Below are 22243 nucleotides of genomic sequence, written 5' to 3'. Positions count from 1 at the left end.
AGCTGTAATGTCAGTTAATTCTTTTTTGTCTGGTTGCGGTGTTTCTTGAGTTGAGTTAGCCATTGAGTTTTTCCCTAAATAGATGCACCGCTTAATATTATATCTTTTCCAACTGCAAAGGTATAGCTGTAGATAGGGAGAGGAAGAGCCAGACAAACAATTCTCATGCACAGAGATTTGATAGCTAATACTGGAAGACTTTATGTAAATGCCAAAAAGTGTAAATGCAAATTGCTGTCGGTTCTACACTGCTTGAGGGTTGCAGCCAAACAAATCCGATGTGGACGCAAAAACATCTTTGTTAAGAATTAAATGCCGATCGCCATCTCGACTGATGAACCCTTGCTGCTGCAATTTTCCCAGCATTCGAGTTACTGTTACCCGCGTCGTGCAAATCGCATTAGCAATATCTTGATGTGTCAAGCGGATATTCAAACGAGTTCCCTCAACCACAGGCTGACCGAAGTCCTGTTGCAATAATAGCAGAAGCTGATACAAACGGTCATCTACTCGCCGCTGTCCGGCGATCGCTAAAATTGCTTCCATTTGCCGCAGCCGCCGTACCATTTGAGGCAGCAACTCGTGAGCCAATTGAGGAGAAGCTTCGATTTCCACCATAGAATACCACATCAAATAAATATCTGAGGTCGCCGTAGCTCGGTAAGTCTGCAAGCTTGTCAACCACAAACCGAAGCACATCGAAGGCCCAACCCAACCCAAAAGTCCTTCTTCCCCGGTTGGATAAAGCGTGCTCAGTTGTGCTAGGCCTTGACAGACTCGCCAAAGACCGTGCGACATCATAGGAATGGTTTCGCCCTTGGCATAAAAATGCAAGTTTCGAGTCGCTCCTGTGTTATGCTGGATTTCCGCTAAAAGTGCTTTGGATGTTGGTGGCATATCCCTTATTTCCAGCTAAAAAACATTGGTCTGAGACCTACGCATCTCACTGTAGCCGACAAAGGTAAAGGTTTGGTAATCGTCTGGTTAGCGGCAAGATAAGCTTTAGTCATTAGTTGTTATAGCAATCATAAATGAGTCGTAAACTTTTTACCCCACCCCAACCCTCCCCTTATAAAGGGGAGGGAGTAAGAAATTCACAAATGATTTAGGATGGCTATAGTTGTTAGTTGTTAGTTGTTAGTGATTTTTTGTTATAAAATGAGTGAGATGCGGGTGGATTATGAAAAACAATGCCCTCGTTTTTGTGGGCATATTAAATAAATATTTAAGTGGAAGAATCAATCAGAGTATTTGTTAATAAATAGTTGATCGATCGAGGTTTTATAGAAAACAGAGGCGAGTTCTGAAGTTCGATCGCACGGACAGGCCCGCCGAGTCAACTGCTGCTATCTTCTGCCACAACCTTCAAGAACTTCTAAAATAGTTCAAGAAGGTATCAAAAGACAAAGTAAGGTTTTTCATGGCCGATCAATTAATTCGCGCTACAGCCGCAGAGGGCGGAATTCGCGCTGTAGCCGTCATTTCCACCCGCCTTACCGAAGAAGCAAGACAGCGGCACAAGCTCTCCTACGTGGCTACAGCGGCCCTCGGGCGCACGATGTCGGCAGGGCTGTTACTCGCCTCCAGCATGAAGCGACCCGAATCGAGAGTCAACATTCGCATCAAAGGAGATGGGCCGCTGGGCGGGCTTCTGATTGATGCGGGACTCGATGGAACAGTTCGAGGTTATGTGGACAATCCCGGAGTGGAACTGCCACCCAATGCTAAAGGCAAACTCGATGTGGGCGGGGCAATAGGTGACGGTTATTTGTACGTGGTGCGGGACGTTGGATACGGTTTCCCTTACTCAAGTACGGTAGAATTGGTTTCCGGCGAAATTGGCGACGATCTGACTCACTATTTGGCAACCTCGGAGCAGACGCCTTCGGCTCTGGTTTTGGGGGTGTTTGTGGGGGCGGGCGGGGTACAAGCGTCTGGGGGTGTGCTGTTGCAGGTTCTGCCGAAGGCGGCAACGGACGAAAAATTGGTGCAAACTTTAGAATCTAGAGTTGCTGAATTGTCGGGCTTTACGCCACTGCTGCTATCGGGCAAAACGCTGCACCAGATTCTCGAAGAGTTACTGGGAGATATGGGTCTGGAAATTTTTCCGGAAACTCAGATGGTGCGGTTTCACTGCGGCTGTTCGTTCGATCGAGTTTTGGGAGCTTTGAAAATGTTGGGCGAAGCGGAACTCCAAGACATGATTGAAAAAGATGGCGGGGCTGAGGCTACGTGCCATTTCTGCAACGAGGTTTACAAAGCTAACAGCGACCAACTTGCAGAACTGATCGGCGATTTGCGATCGAACTCCGGTTCTTGAGACAATAATGTGTAATTGGCAATAATGAGTGCGAGTCGGGATGAAGGCCTTGACCAATTGCCAATTACCCATTATCAATTACCTAATCACAAAATTTTGATTTTTGTGGTTTGGCGATCGTCTCTTGTAGTCTTTCGCCTGCTGGAGTATTTAAAAGTGATGAATACATTCTATAGAGCAGTCAATAGCAGCGATCGCTGTTTTGAAATAATTAAGACAGGCGGGTTGTTGTTTGTGGTGAGGATATGAGTCAAGATCGCAAAACACCAGGCCGTTGGTCTGCATCAGAATCCTTGGAGTCAACAAAGGATACTTCGTCGCTGGTGCGGTTACCAGCAAGGAAAAACCGGGCTGAACGACTTAAAGAGCTCCGAGAGCTGGTTACTTCGGGAAAACTGCCGGGAGGGCATTTGGAACTACGGCCGAATTTGTCTGGGGAAAACTCGCAGCCGCCTGGGCCGCACAAGTTGTGGCGGAGCTGGTCGAATAAGTGGCAGTTTTGGCTGGCGGTGAGTTTGCTGCTGTCGGTGGGTATGGGGTTTGTGGCAATTGCGTCTTTGCTCAACCTGACCTCGCAGTCGAATTGCTCAAAGATTTTTTGGCCGACGGCTTCTGCTAACGATCGCTTTTTTTGCGCTCAAGAAGCAGCAAGCAAGCGGACGGCAGATGATTTGCTGTTGGCGATCGAATTAGTGAATGCTTTGCCACAAAACCATCCGCTGCGGCCGAGAATTAACGGTCAAATCGCTCGGTGGTCGGAGGATATGCTCAGGCTGGGAAATGCTAGTTTCCAAGAAGGAAAGCTGCAGGAGGCGATTGCGATAGCGAAGAAGGTTCCTCAAAACGTTCCTGCTTACCCGACGGTGGAAAAGCAGATTGAAAAGTGGCAGTCGATATGGAGCGAAGCAGAGAAAATTTACCGCACGGCCGAAGACCACTTGCGTAAGGAAGAGTGGACGCTGGCTTTCCGCCAAGCTACTTTGCTTTTGGATTTGGGAAATACTTTCTGGGAATCGACTAAGTACGAGGAATTGACTAAGCTAATTCAGGCGACTCGGACTGAGGGCAATAAGTTGGTCAAAGCCCGGAATACAGCCTCGGAGGGAGGTCTCGACAATCTGGTGGCGGGGATTAAGCTGGCTCAGGGAATTGGTCAAAAGAGTTATTTGTATCAAGCTGCCAATAAGGCGATCGCGGAATTTAGCAAGAAAATTTTGGATATCGCCCAAAAACGCTTGCAGGCTGGCGATTGGCAGCAGGCGATCGCGATCGCTAACAAGATTCCCGACACTGCAAATTTAACGGAACAAGTACAAGATTTTAATGAGTTGGCGAATGCTACTTCTCAGGCTTTGACTGGCTCTGTTGAGGGTTTCTCCAAGGCGATCGAGATTGCTCAAAAGTTGAATTCGGGTCGCCCTTTATACAAACAAGCTCAAAATTTAGTCGGCCGCTGGCAGCAAGAAATGGCTGATGTGAAAGTTTTGGATTTGGCAAGCAGGCTGGCGGCGCCGGGAGGGGTAAATGATTTGAGGGCTGCGATCGCGCAATTGCAAACAGTCCCGGAATCAAATCCCCGCTCCCAGGAAGCTCTCCGTCAAATTAGCAGCTTGAGCCGTCAAATCGAGCTGCTGGAAGACAGTCCGTATTTACAAAGAGCGAACGATTTGGCGAGTACCGGCGATCCGAATTCTCTGGAGGCTGCTGTGGCTCAAGCTTCTCGGATAGCTAGAGGTAGGGCGCTTTACGTGGAAGCTCAAACCAAAATTCAAGCTTGGATCGAGAGGAGACAGCGGCTTGTTGACCAGCCGTTTTTGGATAGAGCTCAGCAGCTAGCCGCGGGCGGCAATTTGGCGGAGGCAATTGAGATGGCCCGCCGGATTCGATCGGGACGGGTGCTTTATGAAGAAGCTCAATCGAACATTCGGGCTTGGGAGGCTCAATTTGAGGGCGAGCAAGGTTTGCAGAACGCCCGTCAGGCCGCCCGAGCGGGGACTGCGGAGGCTCTGCAAACGGCTATTGCGCTGGCCCTTCAGGTGCCGGAGTCGAGTTCGCTCCGGTGGCAGGCGAGTGAGGCGATTGATGAGTGGAGCCAGCGGATTTTGGCGCTTGGTGTGGAACAGTCGTCGTCGGATCTTGCTGGGGCGATCGCGACTTTGAAAAAAATTCCCTCGGGTACTCGGGCTTTTGAGCAAGCTCGATCGCAAATCGAAGTTTGGGAGGAGTCGCTGAATCCTTCGGATGCTGAATCTCCCCCTCCCGAGCCCCCGGAAACTGAGCCTCCGAGCAGCCCTGCAACTCGGTAAATTTGAGGGTAAGAAGGTGCTAACTAATATCTTTACTTATCTGTATTAGAGAACCAAAAATGAAAACGCCCAAGCAAGTTCTCGAAGACTGGGTTTCTGCTTATAACGCTCGTGACCCTCACGCCCTGATTGAGCTTTATCACGACGATGCAGAGAACCATCAAGTTGCCTTTGGCGATCCTCTCAACGGGCGTGAGGCATTGCTTGAGAGTTTTGTTACCTTCTTCCAAGCCTTTCCCGACAATTACACGCACGTTGAGAATCTGTTTGAGGATGGCGAGTGGGCGATCGTCGAGTGGACTGGTGGCGGCACATTTCTAGGTGAGTTTGGTGGCCACCTACCAACTGGCAAAAGTTTTACGCTGCAAGGCTGTGGCTTCTTTCATGTTGTTGATGGCAAAATCCATTTTCAACGCGGTTACATAGACAAGCACACTTGGTTCATGCAGCTTGGGTTACCGATATCATAAGCTTCCACTTGTGCAACTGTACAATTATTTCGCATCAAGTCTTTGCGGACTAAAACCTGCCTTGCCGCTAGATACTACCGAAAAATGGTGCTTTTTCCTGATGCTTGCAATCCCATTAAAATGACTAATTCCAGAGCCTAAACATCCGCCGGATTGAGGTGCATCATGACCCAAGTGGTGTAAGTGCCGATCGGACTCCAAAGTATGTAAGGCAGCAATAACAGGGTGGCAGCCTCGGAAACTTGCAACACAGTTAAAGCTAGTATTACGCTTAAAATAGCGCCCGTTCCGCCGATTATTGTGCCGACTTTTAGGCTCCTAACTTTGCACATAACCGAGGTGTAAGACATAGTTACTATTTCTAAAAGCAGGTACAAACCCATTCTCAGCCAAGTCTCCTGAGTTCCCGGTTCTTTTTCCCAAACAATCACTGCTGACCAAGCTGCACAAATAAAAATTACTGTCCAAATTAGGGGAATTGCTTTTTCAAATACTAGCCATCTCGGACGCTGCAACCGGTTGAACCATTGGATGTCGCTGCGCGGGATTAAGTTAGCTGCTAGTGCTACTATCAAGGCGACGCCTCCAATTACCATCCAGGATTTAATCATTTTTTTACCTTGGGCGAGGTTGACAGGTTCAATTCAGCAGATATTATCTCTAATTGGGGCGATCGCGCAATCTGTCCCTAGTTATATTAGGTTTGGTTCCGTCGCGAAACCCAACATCAGTTGAAAAGTAATTTAGACTTCGGGGAAATCTCAATTTATTTTTTTATATTCCGTTTCATAATATAAAAAATGTGGCTCTTGCTGCCTCCCCTTGAAAAGGGGAGGGTTCGGGTCTGCTTTTCAGTAAAATTGACCAGTAAATTGAACAAAAACTCTCTTAGTCTTTCAAAAAAATCGGCGACTAGCCGAGCCGATGATGCTGTTCTAATTCTAAACTAGAGTCATTCTCTTTTTTGGGAACCAGAAGCGTATTTTCACTGCTGGGTTGCAACACGGCTTTAATCACTTGGAGAAAACGGTTAGGCTTTGTGGTTTGACCGTTGAGAGTGCGCCGCTCTTGCACTTTTTTAGAAAGGTGCCTCATCACAGATAAATCGAGTTCATCGATGAAATGGTCTGCTATACGTTCTCCCATTAAATCAATAGCTTCAGCATACTGATCGGTTAGCGTTTCTATGGCATCGTATGCTTCGTCAGCAACTTGACCTGCTACTGTTTTATTTTGGTCGCCCGGTGTCTGGGAATGGCTGCGGCGCCGATCTAAAAGACTTTGGTAATCCGCAATGCTCATTCCCAAATTGTAGAGATGGTGGTGAGCGTGATCCATCAAATCTACTTCACTGGGATAGAAGAAACCACGAGTGCTGTTGATGCCGTGCAGTTTTGCCCAACGCCGCAGATTTGTCTCATCTTGCAGTTGGTATCGCTCCAACATTTGAGCTGTGTTCAGCTCTACTTCTGGCGTAACTTTGAAATCGCTCATCGGTAAATCCTCGCTGGTGAGTAAATAAATAAAATTGAAACTTAGAATCTGTGATTGGCGTACAGTCTGAAAATGACGATCAATCCTGTGACAGCAGTGAGGGAAGTCTTGCGGGCATTTGCTAGCCGTCGATCGTGCGATCGTTGGATCGAGTCAGAGGATTTCAGGGTAGCGTACTTTTGGGCTTCGTCTCGATCGCATCCGGGAGCAAGCACACAGGGTTAATAATATAGCTGATTTATGGTTTTAACAACCGTTAAAAATAGTAAAGTTGGATTGTTGGGCTTGAATTCTTAGTAATGTTGAGCTATAATATTCTCAATAACCGTGCAATTAGTAATTTTAGTAGTTGCAAACGAGATTCTTAATATGCCTGTATACGATTATTTGTGTCCCGAAAACAACCAGCAGTTAGAAGTTTGGCACAGCATGAACCTGGAAGTTTCGACTTGGGGTCAACTGTGCGAGTTGGCTAAGTGCGAGCCTGGGGAGACTCCCGCAGATGCTCCGGTACGCCGGCTGCTGAGCGCTCCGAGATTGATGAAGCCGACATCCGACACTGATTATAAAAATTCGGGTTTCAGCAAGTATGTAAAGCGGGATGAAGGGGTTTATGAAAATGTCACGGCTAAGGATGGTGAAAGCCGTATTGTCAATCGAGAGGGCAAGCCGATTAAAGACTGAGAATCCACAATAATTAAGTTTTCAGTTGAGTGAATTAAAGATATTGGGTAGGGACACGGCAGTGCCGTGTCTTTTATTTCAGAGAATTGAAAACTCCTATATTATTCAGATTATATTATTCCGATGCAGACCCACACAATACCAGCGACCGGACATAATATTATTAGCCAAACCAATCTTTCATTTTTTGTTTTGCTTGTTCTTTAGTGTCAGCATTAATGTATACTGAAACTGTAGCTAGTGCCGCCAACAATACTCCCAAATCGTCTGTAAATCCGATGCCGACTAATATATCGGGAATGGCATCGGCGGGAGATATAAAATAAGTCAAAGCTCCAACTACAACTCCTTTTGCCCAAGCAGGCACGTTTGGGTTCTGAGCCGTATAGTAGAGAATCAAAGCTTTTTCAACTACTTCTCTTCCTGCGGTTAAAGCAAAGTTTTTAAGTTTAGCCCAAAAACTGTCATCTGAATAGTTAGTTTTGGAGTTGCTCAGGTTGGTTGTGGTTCCTTTGGGGTCGATCAAATCGAGAGAGATACCATTAGTTTTCAGCTCTGAAACAGCAGACTTGAAGGATGCCGATGCCGGATTTTTAGTTGGCGCGGACTTTTGTATTTGTTTCATGTTTGCGATGAATTCCTGCATGGCTTGGATTTGTAAGTCGGAAACCGCCAGCAGTTTTTTGGAGGATTGGATCGCCTCGCTTTCTCCGCGCTGCAGCGTCTTATTTGCCCAAGCAATGTTGATTAAAAAATACATGACTCCCAAACGCAGCGTTTCTTCTGACTGGCTGAGTGTTTGCAAACAGTCGCTGAGTGATGGGGGACTGGCTGTGTAGGAGTGGATTTGATTCTTTGCAGAGTCAGAAAATTTGTCTAAATTTATGGTTTTAAACAACAAATCTAGTTCGTCAATATCAACGGAACCATCGGCGGCTGCCATCGCAAACAAAGAACCATAAAAAGCCTTAAGTTCGGTTTCTGAGGATGTGGCAAAAATATCTCTCTCGGACATGATGCTACTCCGATTGATAACGATGCTTTGCATATTACCACAAAACTCAGCGCGCCATGATTGCAGAAATCGGCAATAATTTTAGAGACTATGAAACAAAGGAGAATTTTTTATGAAAGTTGCGATCGTCGGCTGCGGCTATGTGGGTACTGCGACAGCCAAGCATTTACGCGGCAAATCTGATTGTATCGTGACGGCGACAACGACGACGGCGACGCGAGTAGTTGAGTTGGAGGGTGTCGCGCAGCGGGTAGCCGTGCTCAAAGGAAATGACAAAGATGCGATGACGGCTGTACTGCAAGAACAAGATGCTGTTATGCTGTGCGTCGGTGCTCCAAATCCTCATGCTTATCAGGAAAGTTATTTAGATACTGCGACAACTTTAGTATCGGTTTTACAGCAGATACCAACAGTAAAGCAGGTTATTTATACGGGTACTTATTCTGTGTATGGCGATCGCCAAGGTGAAGTGGTCAATGAAGATTCTCCCGTTGCGCCTGCTAATCCCAACAGTGAAATTCTCGCAGAAACAGAACGGGTTTTATTAGCAGCAACGAGTCCAAATCTTCAAGTCTGCATTCTCCGTTTGGGAGGAATTTATGGGCCAGGGCGAGAATTAGTTAAAATTTTTGGACGTTGGGCTGGGAACACTCGTCCCGGTAGGGGGGAAGATGCTACTAATTGGGTGCATCGGGATGATGTTGTTGGGGGGTTAACTTTTGCTTTGGAAAATCGATTGCAGGGAATTTATAATTTAGTCGGGGATGTGTCGCTATCCAGTCGCGAATTACTCGATCGCATTTTTGAAACTCACAATCTGCCTAAAGTTTCTTGGGATGGAAGTCCTAGCGTGCGGCCTTATAATGCGAGGGTGTCGAATCAAAAGATTAAGGCGGCTGGTTATCAGTTTGTTCATCCTGAGATTAGGGAGTTTTAGTTGGGCGATCGCTCTTTTTGTTTACCGCAGATGCAGGCGGATAGACGCGGATGAACGCGGATGTCAGAAAGGGCGATCGCTAGATTAAATAATTATCTCGATAGCGTTCCTGTGCCATTTGTCCTGCTTCAAATTCATTCCATTGCTGGATAGGTCGTAAAGTTTCTACTGTTGTCAATTCATCCGGAATTGGTGTACCTATTATTTGATTGATTACTTCGGCTATTACCCGACAACAGCTTTGTGGCCAACAGACTACTTGCTCCTCAGCAAATCTAATGACTATCCATCCTTTTTCTAAAAAGAGTTGATGGCGCTGATTTTCTTGGACAAGCACTTCGTAATTTTTAGGCTCACCGGTTTCATAGTGATAAGGTTTATCAATAGTTATATCAATACGTAAATTTGTTAATTTATCAAAATAAGAAATTTCTATACAGTAAGGTTGATAGGAGTGGGATTTTTGGATGATTAAATTGTTATAAATTTTATCTTGAAATAATTGCTGTAAATTTTTATAAAATTTACTTTCAAGCCACGGAGACTTTGTACTGACAATTCTACCTTCAGGAGGGACGGTTTTTATGATAATATCTTTAATTATCTGATAGCGATACTGTTTTATTTTTTAAGGTTTTTGGGATTCTGCTATCTGCCGTTTATGCTGAATCTCACGCTTTTGCCATTCTCCTAACAAATCTTTATAATCGCGCATTTGTTGCTTGTATTGATTAAGTGTTCGTAAGTAAGACATTTGTTGTTGCCAGAAGTTCAAGGCAGTAACAAAAATCCCCCCTAGAGAAATATAGACAGTGATGATAATATTTCTACTGGCAATCAGAGAAAGAGTTGCAAAAGGAATAATTAATGGGAGAGATTTATAAAAAAACAAAAATACATCAATTGGTTGGGGCTTATAACTAGGAGGTAAAGGTTTTGGTTCACTAAATTTCCATGTAAATGGAACTGCATCCAGAGCTTGAATAACAGGGTCGGGCAAGAGGATAATAGGATATTGATTCATGTTTTTTAGTGGTTGTATTATTAAACTATAATACTCAACTATTTTCACGAGATATTCCGCTCGGCAAAGGCAAACGATGTTCTAACAAGGTGGGCAAATGCCCACCTCACCAAATTATCCCATAATCCCAGCAAAAAAGTCGAGCGTGTCTTTCAACATCATCTCAAACTCTCCTTGACCTGAGAAAACTCTAGTTTTATTTTGCCAAAGGTCAAGATACTATCAAAAATGGCGTTCTTTGTTTTGACCGCAGATGTAGGCGGATAGACGCAGATGAACGCGGATGATAAAAAGGGCGCTCGAATCACCTGGCGTATATAATTTTTGCTCTCACCCAACTTCTAATTGAATTGGTGAAAACCTTTGATCTTCCAGAATAAAGCCGAGTAGAACAAACAACCGAGAAATAACCCAGAGATAAAACCAATAATTGCTCTAACAACGATGCCTGAAAAACTTCCATCCTCAGCTAGGTGCAACTTCACAGCAATTAATGCCAAGATACAAGAAGTCAGCAAAATGCAGCCAGTTGCTAATAGTTTCCAGCGCACAGGCAGCGTTTCTTTACTTGGGCGAGGTTTAGTTTTGAGCAGCCACACCAAGAACCAAATCGACAAACCGCAGAGTCCGAATATGCCGCTTCCATATTGAAGTAATTTGTAGAGTGGCAGGGACATAATCTTAAATTGCAGAAGTGGAAATCTGACGACAAACCACCCAGTGGAATGAGTGAAATCATCCCACAAAATATGACTGATACCGCCGATCGCGATCGATGCTATAATTATTAAAAATTGTGAGAATGGGAAGAGGGAAAATCGCCCCAGAGGTGGCAGTCTATCGGCTACGTACGAGGGAGCAAGTGCCCGTAGCGGATACTTTAAAACCCAGTGAAACACTAGCAAAAGAACTAGCGAACAGGGCAAACCTTCGATGAAGACTCCTGGCAAACTGTGCCCGATCGTTCTGACTGGTTTCAGGGCGATAAAATATTGCAAATCGGGTATCATTGTCCCAATTGCGAGAGCTAACAGATCCAATTTTCGTTTAGATAGCAACCAGATGGGAGCTGCTGCGATTGGATGTGCGAGTGTAAAAGGCATTCTGCTAAACTTAACCGTGAAAAAAAATTTGTTAACTGAGGTGGGCAAATACCCACCTCAGCAACTTATCCCATAATCCCACCAAAAAAGTCGATCGTCTCTTCCAACGCTTTCACAAACACATCAATCTCCTCGCGAGTATTGTAAAAATACAAACTCGCTCTGGCAGTAGATGAAACGTTCAAATAGCGGTGCAAAGCTTGCGTGCAGTGATGCCCGGAACGAATGGCGACTCCCTCCTGGTCTAACATGGTAGACAAGTCTTGAGGGTGAATTTCTCCGGCTGTAAATGCCGCCAAAGCTGCCCTACCTTCGCCGTTGCTGTCTGGTTGGGGCCCGTAAATTTTGATTTCTGGAATTTGCCGCAATTGTTGGAACATATAAGCAGTCAATTCAGCTTCGCAAGCGTGAATCTTATCCATGCCAATGTTACTAAGATAATCGATTGCTGCACCGAGGGCGATCGCCTCGCCGATTGCAGGGGTGCCTGCCTCAAATTTGTGCGGCAAATCGGCATAGGTGGAATAATCGAGAAACACGTCAGCAATCATCTCGCCGCCGCCGAAAAACGGAGGCATTTCTCTCAGCAAGTCCAGTTTACCGTACAGAAAACCGATGCCAGTCGGAGCGCACATTTTGTGGCCGGAAGCAACCAGCCAATCGCAATCTATTGCTTGCACATCTACTACCATATGCGGCACGCTTTGGCAAGCATCAATTAAAACTCTTGCACCGTAAGTGTGGGCAATTTGGCAGATTTCTTTGACTGGACTGATGCAGCCTAAAGTATTAGAAACGTGAACGGTTGACACCAATTTAGTTTTATGGGAAATCAGCGTTTTAAACTGTTCCAAATCAAACTCGTTAGTTTCCGTTAACTCGACAAACTTCAGCACCGCACCGGTTCTTTGAGCAATCATTTGCCAGGGAACGAGATTGCTGTGGTGTTCCATTACCGACAGAATAATTTCATCTCCGGCTTGCAGATTGCTCAAGCCCCAAGAATAAGCAACCAAATTAATCGCTTCGGTGGCGTTGCGAGTGTAAACAATTTCTTGCCGCGACGCAGCATTTACAAACGTCGCAACTTTGTCTCTAGCACCTTCGTAAGCATCAGTCGCTTTGGCGCTGAGAGTGTGAGCGCCGCGGTGCACGTTTGCATTGTATTGTCCGTAGTAATCACGCCAAGCGTTGAGCACGGCTAGGGGTTTTTGAGAAGTAGCTGCATTGTCTAAATAAACTAGCGGTTTGCCATTTACTTTTTCATTCAAAATTGGGAAGTCGCCGCGAACTTTTGATGCAAGTGTTTTTTCTTGAATAAGTGTCATAAATTTCAGAAGTTAGTATTGTTGCTGATTATGGGCGGGCTATTCGCCCACCCGAAACATTGATCTTTTTGGAACAGCGTCGCAGCTTGTTGCTAATTCTTTTATCCTTGGATAGCCATGCAGGTAGAAAGCATTTTCGCCACGCCAATAATTGGCAACTGATTGAGAATTTCGGCGGCAAAAGCATCGATTAGCAAATAGCGACTTCTTTCTAAATCCAAACCGCGACTTTGCAAGTAGAAAAGTTCATCATCTTCTAACTGGCTGACAGTTGCACCGTGGGAACATTTAACGTTGTCGGCGACAATTTCCAACTGCGGTTTAGTGTCTACGCGAGCTCTCGGCGACAGCAACAAATTCCGGCTCAATTGTCCGGCGTCTGTCAATTGTGCGGCTTTGCGAACGAAAACTTTGCCGTTAAATACAGCGCGAGCTTTGTTGCCGACAATGCACTTGTGCAATTGGCGACTTGTACCGTGCGGGTGATTGAAATCGATTAAACTGTGAGTGTCAGATAACTGTTCCCCAAAGGCTACGCTTAAGCCGTTTAGAGTTGTTTCAGTGGCTTCGCCGCGCTGAAAAACTTCTAAATTGTGCCGCGATATTTTGCCTCCCAAGCTGATAGCATGGCAAGTGTAACGGCTATTACGAGATTGCTCGATCGCACTTTTGCCGATATGAACAACCTCTCCACCTTCCCGCTGCAGCCGAACATGATTCACAGTGGCGTTTTCGCCGACAACAACATCCGTTACAGCATTCGTAAACGCTGGTACATTACCGATAGTTGCGTAATCCTCAACCAGCGTGATGCTACTTCCAGGCTCAGCTATAACTAAGCAGTGCGGCTGGGACATGGTGGGAGATGCACCAGGGGCTGTCAGGAACAGCAAGTGAATCGGAAGGTCGATCGACATATTGGCCGGCACGAACACCACCGCAGAATCAGCCAAACCCGCAGTATTCAGCGCGGTAAACACCTCGGTTTGCTGTCTGTGCTTGCTCAAAACATCGCTGATGCGCCCTTGATATTTTTCGGGTACATTGGATAGATTACCTGCGAAAAAGTCGAGCGGCAAATTCGGCAAAACCGACGACTCCACCGTTGACAAATCCGGCGCATAAAAACCGTTGACAAATACCAATCTTAAGGGTAAATCATCCCGATTTTTCACTGGCATAATGATATCAGCCAGCTTAACTTTTGACTGATTGCTCTGCGGTATATGAAAAGGAATTTGCAACACCGACGACAAATCAGTAAAGCGCCATTCTTCATCCCTCACCGTCGGAAAAGTCGAAGAAAGCACGTATTCAGTCGCCGCATCCCGCAAATCCTGCAACCCGTAAGCGGGAGTTTTGCTATTAGCAGCCTCCAACTTGCTGCACTGATTCACCAAATCAGTCAAAAACATTTCCCTACTAGCAACTTGCGTATTCATCATCGCGCGCCTACTCCTGCTGCTTCCTCTTCCCCAACCCAGTCATAACCGCGCTCTTCCAATTCCAGCGCCAACTCTTTCGGGCCAGTCGTGATAATTCTGCCGCCTTCCATGACGTGAATAAAATCAGGAATAATGTAATTCAGCAACCGCTGATAGTGAGTAATCACCAACATCGAATTTTCAGCATTTGACAACTGATTCACACCGCCGGCGACAATCTTGAGAGCATCGATATCCAAACCCGAATCAGTCTCATCTAAAATAGCTAATTTCGGTTCCAACAGCGCCATTTGCAAAATCTCATTCCGCTTTTTCTCGCCACCGGAAAAACCCTCATTTACGCTGCGGCCTAAAAAAGAATCATTCATCTTGACAATATCCAGCTTGTCCTCGATTAAATCTTGGAAATCAAAAGCATCCAATTCTTCCAAGCCGCGATGTTTGCGGTGAGAATTGTAAGCCACGCGCAAGAAATCTAGATTGCTAACGCCGGGAATTTCCAAAGGATATTGGAAAGCCAGAAATACGCCAGCCAGAGAACGTTCTTCCGGCGCTAATTCAAGCAAATTTTGACCCAGAAAAGTAACTTCTCCACCCGTTACCGTATAAGCAGGATGACCCGCTAATATTTTGGATAAAGTGCTTTTTCCCGAACCGTTCGGTCCCATAATCGCGTGAATTTCACCCGATTTAATTTCCAGATTCAAACCCTTAAGGATTTGGGTATCTTCCACATTCGCAGTTAAATCGCGGACGGATAGCACCACTTGACTATTTTCTACAATCATCTATTTTTGTCCTTTGCCTCAATGCACTTTACAGTTTTTTCTTCTCGTTCTTCTCGTTCCTAGGCAGAGCCTATGAATGCGTGTCGCGAGGCTCTGCCTCGTTGGAAACGGGAGAGAAAAATGTGAGGCAGAGCCTCTAGATATGCGTTACCAGGCTCTGCCTGGTAACGAGGGTTTCTCGCCCGCCAAAATATTTTCTTCCTTCTTCCTTCTTCCTTCTTCCTTCTTCCTTCTACCCGACACTTCCTTCCAGCTTCAGACTCAACAGCTTATCAGCTTCCGCCGCAAATTCCATCGGTAACTGATTGAAAACATCTTTACAGAAACCGCTAATCATCATTGAAATAGCATTTTCGGCCGAAATTCCCCGCTGTGCGAAGAAGAACAATTGCTCTTCCCCAATCTTAGAAGTTGAAGCTTCGTGTTCGACTTTAGCAGTGTGGTTCTGCACTTGAATATAAGGGAAAGTATTCGCTTGAGCGTTATCCCCAATCAGCATGGAATCGCACTGAGAGTAATTGCGAGAGCCTTTAGCATTAGGCCCCATTTTCACCAAGCCGCGATAGCTGTTGGATGAATTACCGGCAGAAATTCCCTTAGAAATAATCGTGCTGCGAGTATTTTTACCAATGTGGATCATTTTGGTGCCGGTGTCGGCTTGCTGCTTGTTATTTGTCAGCGCTACTGAGTAGAATTCGCCTACTGAGTTGTCGCCGACTAACACGCAACTGGGATATTTCCAAGTAATCGCGGAACCCGTTTCTACCTGCGTCCAAGAAATCTTAGAATTAACTCCCTGACACAAACCCCGTTTCGTAACGAAGTTGTAAATGCCGCCTTTGCCGTTGGCGTCGCCGGCGTACCAGTTTTGCACTGTGGAGTATTTGATATCCGCATTGTCCATTGTTACCAATTCCACGACGGCGGCGTGCAGTTGATTGGTGTCAAACATCGGCGCGGTGCAGCCTTCTAGGTAAGATACAGAACTGTTTTCTTCTGCAACAATTAGGGTGCGCTCGAACTGGCCGGAATCTCCGTTGTTGATGCGGAAATAGGTGGACAATTCCATCGGGCATTTGACGCCTTTGGGAATGTAAACGAAGGAACCGTCGCTGAATACGGCGGAGTTGAGGGCTGCGAAAAAGTTATCGCCGACTGGTACGACGCTGCCGAGATATTTTTCTATTAGTTCGGGATAATCTTTGACGGCTTCTGAGATGGAACAGAAAATAACACCATCTTTGGCTAACTTTTCTCTAAATGTTGTGGCAATTGAAACGCTGTCGAAAACGGCATCGACGGCGACATTTCCCAGCCGCTTTTGTTCGGATAGGGGAATGCCGAGTTTCTCGAAGGTTTCTAGCAGTGTTGGGTCTACTTCGTCCAAACTGTTGAGCTTTTTAGGCTTTTGTTTGGGCGCGGAATAGTAGATAATTTGTTGGTAGTCGATCGCGGGATAGTTGACGTGGGGCCAGGTGGGCTCGGTCATTGTCAGCCACTTCCGGTATGCTTTGAGGCGGAATTGCAGCATGAATTCCGGTTCGTTTTTCTTGGCGGAAATCAGGCGGACTACATCTTCGCTCAAGCCGCGGGGGATAGTGTCTGACTCGATGTCGGTGACGAAACCGTATTTGTAGGGCTGGTTGACTAAGGTTTTGACTGTGGTAGAACTCATTATTTTGCGTGTTCAGTGTTCTAGATAATGCTCTCTGGATGGCAGACGGGGCAATGCCTGTCTGGGCTTGAGCGAGTTCTGCTGGACTGCTCTGGGAAGTTAAACAACAATTTTGTTGCTTTACTATATTTTAAGCTACATTAACAATAGTGATATTGTCAAAGTCAAATTAATAATTTTTTGTGAAGATGATGGAGACTACTCAGCAGACTTCCACGAAACAAGACATCCTGGAATATTTGCTCAAGGGGGGGCAGGGGACGGCTCTTGAGTTGGCGGAGTCTTTGGATATCAGCCCGCAGGCGATTCGCCGTCATTTGAAGGATTTGGAAGCGGAAGGGCTGATTCAGTATCAGTCGGTTCAGGCTGGGATGGGGCGGCCGCAGCACATTTATGAGCTTACCAGTCAGGGGCGCGATCGATTCCCGAATCGTTACGGCGATTTTGCAGTCTCTTTCTTGGATACTTTGGCGGAAACCGTCGGCCGCGAGCAAGTGATTACTATCCTGCGAAAACAGTGGCAGCGCAAGGCTACGGACTATCGGCGGCTAGTGGGTACGGGTTCGCTGCAAGAACGGGTGACTAAGTTGGTGGAACTTCGCAGGGCTGAGGGTTACATGGCTGAGTGTTATCCTGTAGAATCTGTAGAGGTTGGGATGTGCGATCGCGCTGGTTTGGGCGATCGATTTGTGTTGATGGAACACAACTGCGCGATTTCTAATGTTGCTGAAACTTTTCCGAGTGTGTGTGGCAATGAGTTGGAAATGTTTGCAGCGGTTTTGCCGGATTGTATTGTGGAGCGGACTCACTGGATTATTAATGGGGAACACCGCTGCGGTTATTTGATTGCAAGGAAGAAGGAAGAAGGAAGAAGGATGAAGGAAGAAGGATGAGAATTTCCAATTCCCAATTACCACTCCTAAATTCCAATTACTAATTACCAATTACTAATTACCAATTACCAATTTTTAATATATGGAACCGCTAGCAGATTTTTTAAAGCCGGAAGAGTGTGCCGAAGTTGATATGGCGCTGCTGTCGTCCAAGGAAAAGTTTTCGGCGCGGGTGGCAATTTATGCTTTGAGGGTGCTCAAGCAAATTTCTGGGGAGACTGGTTTGCCGGTGGCTGAGGTGACTAATGGGCAGGTGATGGATTGGATTAAGAATGATGAGAGTATTAAAGGGTCGATCGAACTTGATGCTAGTTTTGAAAACTTTTTTACGAATTTGGTGGTGGCGTCCTTGCGGCCTTTGAGGCAAATTGCGACAGAAGCCGAGATCCCGATCGAACAATTAACAGTTAAGCAGGTCGTGGCGTGGTTTGAGAAGGACGGGAAAATTCGCAGAGAACAGGGAACCGAGGCGGCTTTTTTGGACTTGTGAGTTAAAGGTCGATCGACCACACTCCCAAATAATACGTCACACTCCGCTATTGGGGGCTGTTTCGGGCGATATAAAAAAACTTTTGACTTTGGGGTTGACAGACTAGGGAAAACTTGATAAGGTAATTAAGTCGAGCGAAAGAGATGCAGCGCATCTGACTTAACGCAGACACAGGATTAAAAGTTTTCAAAGCTTTCCTGGTGCTTATGATGTAATGGAACCACTCCGATCCATCCCGAACTCGGTTGTTAAACGTTGCTATGGCGAAGATACTCGGCGGGTCACTGCCCGGTAAAATAGCTCAGTGCCAGGTTAATAATAAATTAAAGCTCTTTTCCCGCAACAACGGAAAAGGGCTTTAGTTTTTTGGTGAATTATTACTCATCTACACAACAGCAAGTCTTGGGCCTGCTGGATGGTTAACCCCTATTTCCTACAAGAATTGTTGAAGATGTCTTTGGTGCGAGTTTTGTAGAAATCTCAATATTCTGGGCCAGCAGCAGATTTTGGGTCTATCGAAATTGATGCGAGTTTTGAAAAGTTTTTTACGAATTTGGTGGCGGCGTCTTCGTGGCATGAGAGGCAAATTGCCACAGAAGCCGAAAGGGCGATCGAACAATTAACAGTTAAGCAGGTCGTGACGTGGTTTGAGAAGGACGGGAAGATTCGCAGAGAGCAGGGAACCCAGGCGGCTTTTTTGGACTTGTGAGTTAAAGGTCGATCGCTCGCACCCTCAAACCAGGCCTCAAACCCCGATAATTCGAGCGGTTTCGGGCGATCTAAAAAAAGTTTTGCCAAAGGGGTTGACAGACAAAGGAAAACTTGATAAGGTAATTAAGTCGAGCGAAAGAGATGCAGCGCATCTGACTTAACGCAGACACAGGATTAAAAGTTTTCAAAGCTTTCCTGGTGCTTATGATGTAATGGAACCACTCCGATCCATCCCGAACTCGGTTGTTAAACGTTGCTATGGCGAAGATACTCGGCGGGTCACTGCCCGGTAAAATAGCTCAGTGCCAGGTTAATAATAAATTAAAGCTCTTTTCCCGCAACAACGGAAAAGGGCTTTAGTTTTTTGGGGAGTTATTAGTCATCTACACAAAAGCTCGTCTAGGGCCGGCAGGATGCCTAACCCCTACTCCCCACAAGAATTGTTAGAGATGTCTGAGGTGCGAGTTTTGTAGAAATCTCAATATTCTGGGCCAGCAGCAGATTTTGGGTCGATCGAACTTGATGCGAGTTGGGAAAACTTTTTTACGAATTTGGTAATTGCGTCCTTGTGGCATGAGAGGCAAATTGCGACAGAAGCTGAAAGCGCGATCAAACAATTAACAGTTAAGCAGGTTGTGGCGTGGTTTGAGAAGGACGGGAAAATTCGCAGAGAGCAAGGAACTGATGCGGCGTTTTTGGATTTGTGAGTTAAAGGTCGATCGGCAACACTGACAAATAATACGTCAAACTCGGCTATTGGGGGCTGTTTCGGGCGATCGAAAAAAACTTTTGACTTTGGGGTTGACAGACAGGGGGAAACTTGATACAGTAATTAAGTCGAGCGAAAGAGATGCAGCGCATCAAGCTTAACATTAAGCGGAACGCCGACACAGGATAAAAAGTTTTCAAAGCTTTCCTGGTGCTTATGATGTAATGGAACCACTCCGATCCATCCCGAACTCGGTTGTTAAACGTTGCTATGGCGAAGATACTCGGCGGGTCACTGCCCGGTAAAATAGCTCAGTGCCAGGTTAATAATAAATTAAAGCTCTTTTCCCGCAACAACGGAAAAGGGCTTTAGTTTTTTGGGGAGTTACAGATGTTTATAATATGACAAGTGCGTAAGTCCAGAGCTTGTTGCGTATTTGAACACGAGTACGAATTATCCCAGGCCATCATTAAAGGAGTTAATGCTAGAGCCACATCAGGCAATTACCAAGTCGAACGTTTTATATTTAATTAGGTTGACTTACTTAATCTCCCTTTCAAGGTAGTATATGGGTAATAAAAAACTATGGACTTGGGCAGATTTATGTTTCAAAGCATTACTTCTCAAATAAATGGTTCTTCTTCCTTCTTGTCATATTTAGTAATAGTATTAGGCTTTACTAGCATAGCGTCTATACTGAGTTGGCGATGGTGGAAAGGAAAGGAAACGTATAAATCGCTACAATCACTCCCTTCGCCTCCCCAATATTGGGTGTTAGGAAATCTGCCACAAATATTAGCAGCAGTAAAACAGAAGAAATTATTTCAGCAATTTTTTGATTGGAGCCAGCAGCTAGGCCCGATGTACGTCATCTGGAATGGCAGGACTCCAGTTGTGGTTTTAAGTAAACCAAAAGTAATCGAAGATACCATTATCAATGGGATGAGAGATGGTAGCTTAATTAGATCCAAGCAATTACGCGAAGCATGGAACGATATGAGCGGTTCTATTATGCTCGGAGAAACTGGAACCGAGTGGCAGTGGCGACGCAAGGCTTGGAATCCGGAATTTAGTTCGAGCAATCTTTCCAAATATCTGGAAATAATTAGCCAAGCTTGCGAACAAGTCATTGAGACGCTCAAACAAGCTGCACCCCCAAAAGAAGTGGAGGTAGATCCTCTGTTTGTGGAACTAACAATGAGGGTGATATCCTCTCTTGTACTAGGTATTCCTGTAGATAGAAATAGTACCAGTCAGGAAGGTTCCCCCCTGGAAGTTAGCAAGGTGTACGAAGCGATGTCTGTTGTAGGCTATCGTTTCCTGCGACAAGCTACGGGGGAGAAAAGATGGATGAAATATTTGCCAACTCAGAATTCACGGGATTATTGGGCAGCAAGGCGATATTTAACGGAATTCCTTACTCCCCGCGTAGACTTAGCTTTACAGATGAGAGAACAAAATCAAAATGATTTCCCACAAGTCAGTAGTTTGTTTAGGGAATCAATGTTAGTCAAAATCGCGGCTAAAGAGCCAAAATACGATCGCGAAACCTTAATATCAGAATCGATTGAACTATTAATAGCTGGGACTGACACCACAGCCCATACTTTATCCTTTGCACTTGGAGAGTTGAGCTTAAATCAAAGAGTGTTTCAACAAGCACGGGACATCGTTGACCAAGCTTCTCAAAAACCAGGTGGGATTAACTTAGAAAACCTCAAAGAATTGGCTTATATTCGCGCCATTATAAAAGAAACACTACGCCTTTATTCAGTTGCCTCCGGCTCAACTTCATTGGAGGCTCAACGGGATACTCTAATTGATGGTACAGTGATTCCGCGTGGGACGAGAGTATCCTGGTCAATGCTTGCAGCCGGAAGAGATCCAGAAGTTTATGCTAACCCAGAGGAATTTCTGCCCGAACGTTGGCTAGACAAGAATAAGGAAACAAGTTCACTGCCAATGATAGACTTTGGCTCAGGGTCGCATCGTTGCTTAGGAGAGCATCTATCAATGCTGGAAGGAACAATGATGTTAGCATTATTGGTGCGCCACTTCGATTGGGAGTTAGTCAAGGGTCGTTCTTCTCTGGAAGAATTACAGCAAAACCTGTTAATTTATCCGTCAGATCGAATGCCAGTACGCTTTCGAGAGAGAAACTGAGCCTAAACCTTTCAAACACCGCAATTTTTAGGAATATACTAGATAGCCGGATTAGCGCTCTTTTGTCACTCTAAGCAGAAGAAAATAGGTGATCAAGGGTAAAATTCGTTTGAGCAAGAGGAATGGGCAAGAAATTCATCAAAGAAATCAGCCTAGGAAATCCCAAAGATTATTGCGGAATGGGACATATCTTCAACCAGGTTTGGATGAGATTGAAGTAGATACAGCATATTCCATTTATATGCGGTACATACAATTTTGTTGTAAGTAAGGTGCGTTGCCATGAACAATCTGCAAGTTCCATTAAACTATAAAACAGCGGCGCACCCTACATAACACGTACCACACAATATAGCTGCTACTGTACTTAATAAACCTGGAATATGGTGTAAGTAAGGATGAGTGGAAAAATGAGCCGTACTTTTGATGCAAAATCTTATAGTCCTAATAATTGCCTCTTTGAGTCGTCATTTCTTTTAACAAAATCATAACAACATCGTGCTGATGATGTAATGGAACCACTCCGATCCATCGCGAACTCGGTTGTTAAACGTTGCGATGGCGAAGATACTCGGCGGGTCACTGCCCGGTAAAATAGCTCAGTGCCAAGGCTGGGGGGGTGACAAAGAGGTTTAGGAGATAGACGCAATCAGGGTTGCAGCCCGTATACCCTGTTGATAAAAGCGAC

At 45.5% G+C, this 22243-nt stretch carries 23 protein-coding genes and 4 rRNA genes; 15 read left to right on the top strand and 12 right to left on the bottom strand.

From position 1 onward, the window contains the following. Positions 1-243: 243 nt before the first annotated feature. A complete protein-coding gene (locus QUA71_RS03050) occupies positions 244-897 on the bottom strand; it encodes a Crp/Fnr family transcriptional regulator (protein WP_333282019.1) in 654 nt (217 codons plus the stop codon). A gap of 523 nt (positions 898-1420) precedes the next feature. Between QUA71_RS03050 and hslO the strand changes: the two genes are divergently transcribed. From hslO to QUA71_RS03030, 4 genes are read left to right on the top strand one after another with little or no spacing between them, the layout of a single operon-like run. Further along, on the top strand, positions 1421-2320 hold the full coding sequence (hslO, locus tag QUA71_RS03045; RefSeq protein ID WP_190734951.1) for an Hsp33 family molecular chaperone HslO: 900 nt from the start codon (positions 1421-1423) through the stop codon (positions 2318-2320). Positions 2321-2344: 24 nt separating this feature from the next. Continuing rightward, entirely contained in the window at positions 2345-2569 is a 225-nt protein-coding gene (locus QUA71_RS03040; protein ID WP_190655615.1) for a hypothetical protein, read from the top strand. After that, positions 2566-4626, top strand: a complete 2061-nt coding sequence (locus QUA71_RS03035; RefSeq protein WP_333282014.1) for a hypothetical protein — start codon at positions 2566-2568, stop codon at positions 4624-4626. Before QUA71_RS03040 ends, QUA71_RS03035 begins: the two co-directional genes overlap by 4 nt. Before the next feature lie 59 nt (positions 4627-4685). Continuing rightward, entirely contained in the window at positions 4686-5096 is a 411-nt protein-coding gene (locus tag QUA71_RS03030) for an ester cyclase (RefSeq protein WP_190655612.1), read from the top strand. A 137-nt stretch (positions 5097-5233) separates the two neighbouring features. On the opposite strand, the gene QUA71_RS03025 is transcribed toward QUA71_RS03030, so the two are convergent. From QUA71_RS03025 to QUA71_RS03015, 3 genes are all read right to left on the bottom strand, one after another. Then, positions 5234-5707 (bottom strand): TspO/MBR family protein, encoded by a 474-nt coding sequence (locus tag QUA71_RS03025; protein ID WP_333282011.1) that lies wholly within the window; start codon positions 5705-5707, stop codon positions 5234-5236. Between the two features lie 301 nt (positions 5708-6008). Continuing rightward, positions 6009-6590, bottom strand: coding sequence for a hypothetical protein (locus QUA71_RS03020; protein ID WP_333282008.1), 582 nt, complete (start codon positions 6588-6590; stop codon positions 6009-6011). Between the two features lie 41 nt (positions 6591-6631). Continuing rightward, on the bottom strand, positions 6632-6805 hold the full coding sequence (locus QUA71_RS03015) for a hypothetical protein (RefSeq protein WP_333220746.1): 174 nt from the start codon (positions 6803-6805) through the stop codon (positions 6632-6634). 154 nt (positions 6806-6959) lie between these two features. Between QUA71_RS03015 and QUA71_RS03010 the strand changes: the two genes are divergently transcribed. Further along, a complete protein-coding gene (locus tag QUA71_RS03010) occupies positions 6960-7274 on the top strand; it encodes a zinc ribbon domain-containing protein (protein ID WP_333220744.1) in 315 nt (104 codons plus the stop codon). Positions 7275-7437: 163 nt separating this feature from the next. On the opposite strand, the gene QUA71_RS03005 is transcribed toward QUA71_RS03010, so the two are convergent. Then, positions 7438-8289: a YkvA family protein gene (locus QUA71_RS03005; RefSeq protein ID WP_333282005.1), complete on the bottom strand. Its 852-nt coding sequence runs from the start codon at positions 8287-8289 to the stop codon at positions 7438-7440. A 112-nt stretch (positions 8290-8401) separates the two neighbouring features. On the opposite strand from QUA71_RS03005, the gene QUA71_RS03000 reads away from it, so the two are divergent. Beyond that, on the top strand, positions 8402-9226 hold the full coding sequence (locus QUA71_RS03000; protein WP_333282002.1) for an NAD-dependent epimerase/dehydratase family protein: 825 nt from the start codon (positions 8402-8404) through the stop codon (positions 9224-9226). Between the two features lie 79 nt (positions 9227-9305). Here the strand turns inward: QUA71_RS03000 and QUA71_RS02995 are convergent, their stop codons facing one another. The 7 genes from QUA71_RS02995 to sufB form a co-directional block, all read right to left on the bottom strand. Further along, entirely contained in the window at positions 9306-9563 is a 258-nt protein-coding gene (locus QUA71_RS02995) for a hypothetical protein (RefSeq protein WP_333282000.1), read from the bottom strand. A gap of 291 nt (positions 9564-9854) precedes the next feature. Beyond that, positions 9855-10298, bottom strand: a complete 444-nt coding sequence (locus tag QUA71_RS02990) for a hypothetical protein (protein ID WP_333281997.1) — start codon at positions 10296-10298, stop codon at positions 9855-9857. A 293-nt stretch (positions 10299-10591) separates the two neighbouring features. Further along, a complete protein-coding gene (locus QUA71_RS02985) occupies positions 10592-11353 on the bottom strand; it encodes a DUF4184 family protein (RefSeq protein WP_333281994.1) in 762 nt (253 codons plus the stop codon). A 65-nt stretch (positions 11354-11418) separates the two neighbouring features. Then, on the bottom strand, positions 11419-12681 hold the full coding sequence (locus QUA71_RS02980) for a SufS family cysteine desulfurase (protein ID WP_333281991.1): 1263 nt from the start codon (positions 12679-12681) through the stop codon (positions 11419-11421). Positions 12682-12782: 101 nt separating this feature from the next. Next, entirely contained in the window at positions 12783-14126 is a 1344-nt protein-coding gene (gene sufD / locus QUA71_RS02975; protein WP_333281988.1) for a Fe-S cluster assembly protein SufD, read from the bottom strand. Further along, positions 14123-14914 (bottom strand): Fe-S cluster assembly ATPase SufC, encoded by a 792-nt coding sequence (gene sufC, locus QUA71_RS02970; protein ID WP_333281985.1) that lies wholly within the window; start codon positions 14912-14914, stop codon positions 14123-14125. The genes sufD and sufC overlap by 4 nt, the downstream gene beginning before the upstream one ends. 232 nt (positions 14915-15146) lie before the next feature. Next, positions 15147-16589, bottom strand: a complete 1443-nt coding sequence (gene sufB, locus QUA71_RS02965; RefSeq protein WP_015176922.1) for a Fe-S cluster assembly protein SufB — start codon at positions 16587-16589, stop codon at positions 15147-15149. Positions 16590-16777: 188 nt separating this feature from the next. Between sufB and sufR the strand changes: the two genes are divergently transcribed. The 9 genes from sufR to rrf (QUA71_RS02920) all read left to right on the top strand — a co-directional run bounded on the left by sufR (position 16778) and on the right by rrf (QUA71_RS02920) (position 22166). Then, a complete protein-coding gene (sufR, locus tag QUA71_RS02960; protein ID WP_333281980.1) occupies positions 16778-17482 on the top strand; it encodes an iron-sulfur cluster biosynthesis transcriptional regulator SufR in 705 nt (234 codons plus the stop codon). Between the two features lie 82 nt (positions 17483-17564). Then, positions 17565-17972 carry a hypothetical protein gene (locus QUA71_RS02955; protein ID WP_333060446.1) on the top strand — a complete coding sequence of 136 codons (408 nt, stop codon included), beginning with the start codon at positions 17565-17567 and terminating at the stop codon, positions 17970-17972. 196 nt (positions 17973-18168) lie between these two features. Continuing rightward, positions 18169-18285, top strand: a 5S ribosomal RNA gene (rrf, locus tag QUA71_RS02950). Between the two features lie 243 nt (positions 18286-18528). Further along, positions 18529-18681 (top strand): hypothetical protein, encoded by a 153-nt coding sequence (locus tag QUA71_RS02945; RefSeq protein WP_333281977.1) that lies wholly within the window; start codon positions 18529-18531, stop codon positions 18679-18681. 196 nt (positions 18682-18877) lie between these two features. After that, a 5S ribosomal RNA gene (gene rrf / locus QUA71_RS02940) occupies positions 18878-18994 on the top strand. Between the two features lie 240 nt (positions 18995-19234). Continuing rightward, on the top strand, positions 19235-19390 hold the full coding sequence (locus QUA71_RS02935; protein WP_333281974.1) for a hypothetical protein: 156 nt from the start codon (positions 19235-19237) through the stop codon (positions 19388-19390). 208 nt (positions 19391-19598) lie between these two features. Further along, positions 19599-19715 (top strand): 5S ribosomal RNA (gene rrf / locus QUA71_RS02930). Between the two features lie 280 nt (positions 19716-19995). Then, a complete protein-coding gene (locus tag QUA71_RS02925) occupies positions 19996-21555 on the top strand; it encodes a cytochrome P450 (protein WP_333281971.1) in 1560 nt (519 codons plus the stop codon). A 494-nt stretch (positions 21556-22049) separates the two neighbouring features. Further along, positions 22050-22166: ribosomal RNA gene (rrf, locus tag QUA71_RS02920) — 5S ribosomal RNA — on the top strand. Positions 22167-22243: the final 77 nt, after the last annotated feature.

It is taken from the genome of Microcoleus sp. MON1_C5 (genome assembly GCF_036701875.1).
Lineage (GTDB): Bacteria > Cyanobacteriota > Cyanobacteriia > Cyanobacteriales > Microcoleaceae > Microcoleus.
The sequence above is the reverse complement of the archived record's forward strand: the minus strand, read 5'-3'. Positions and strand labels throughout refer to the sequence as shown.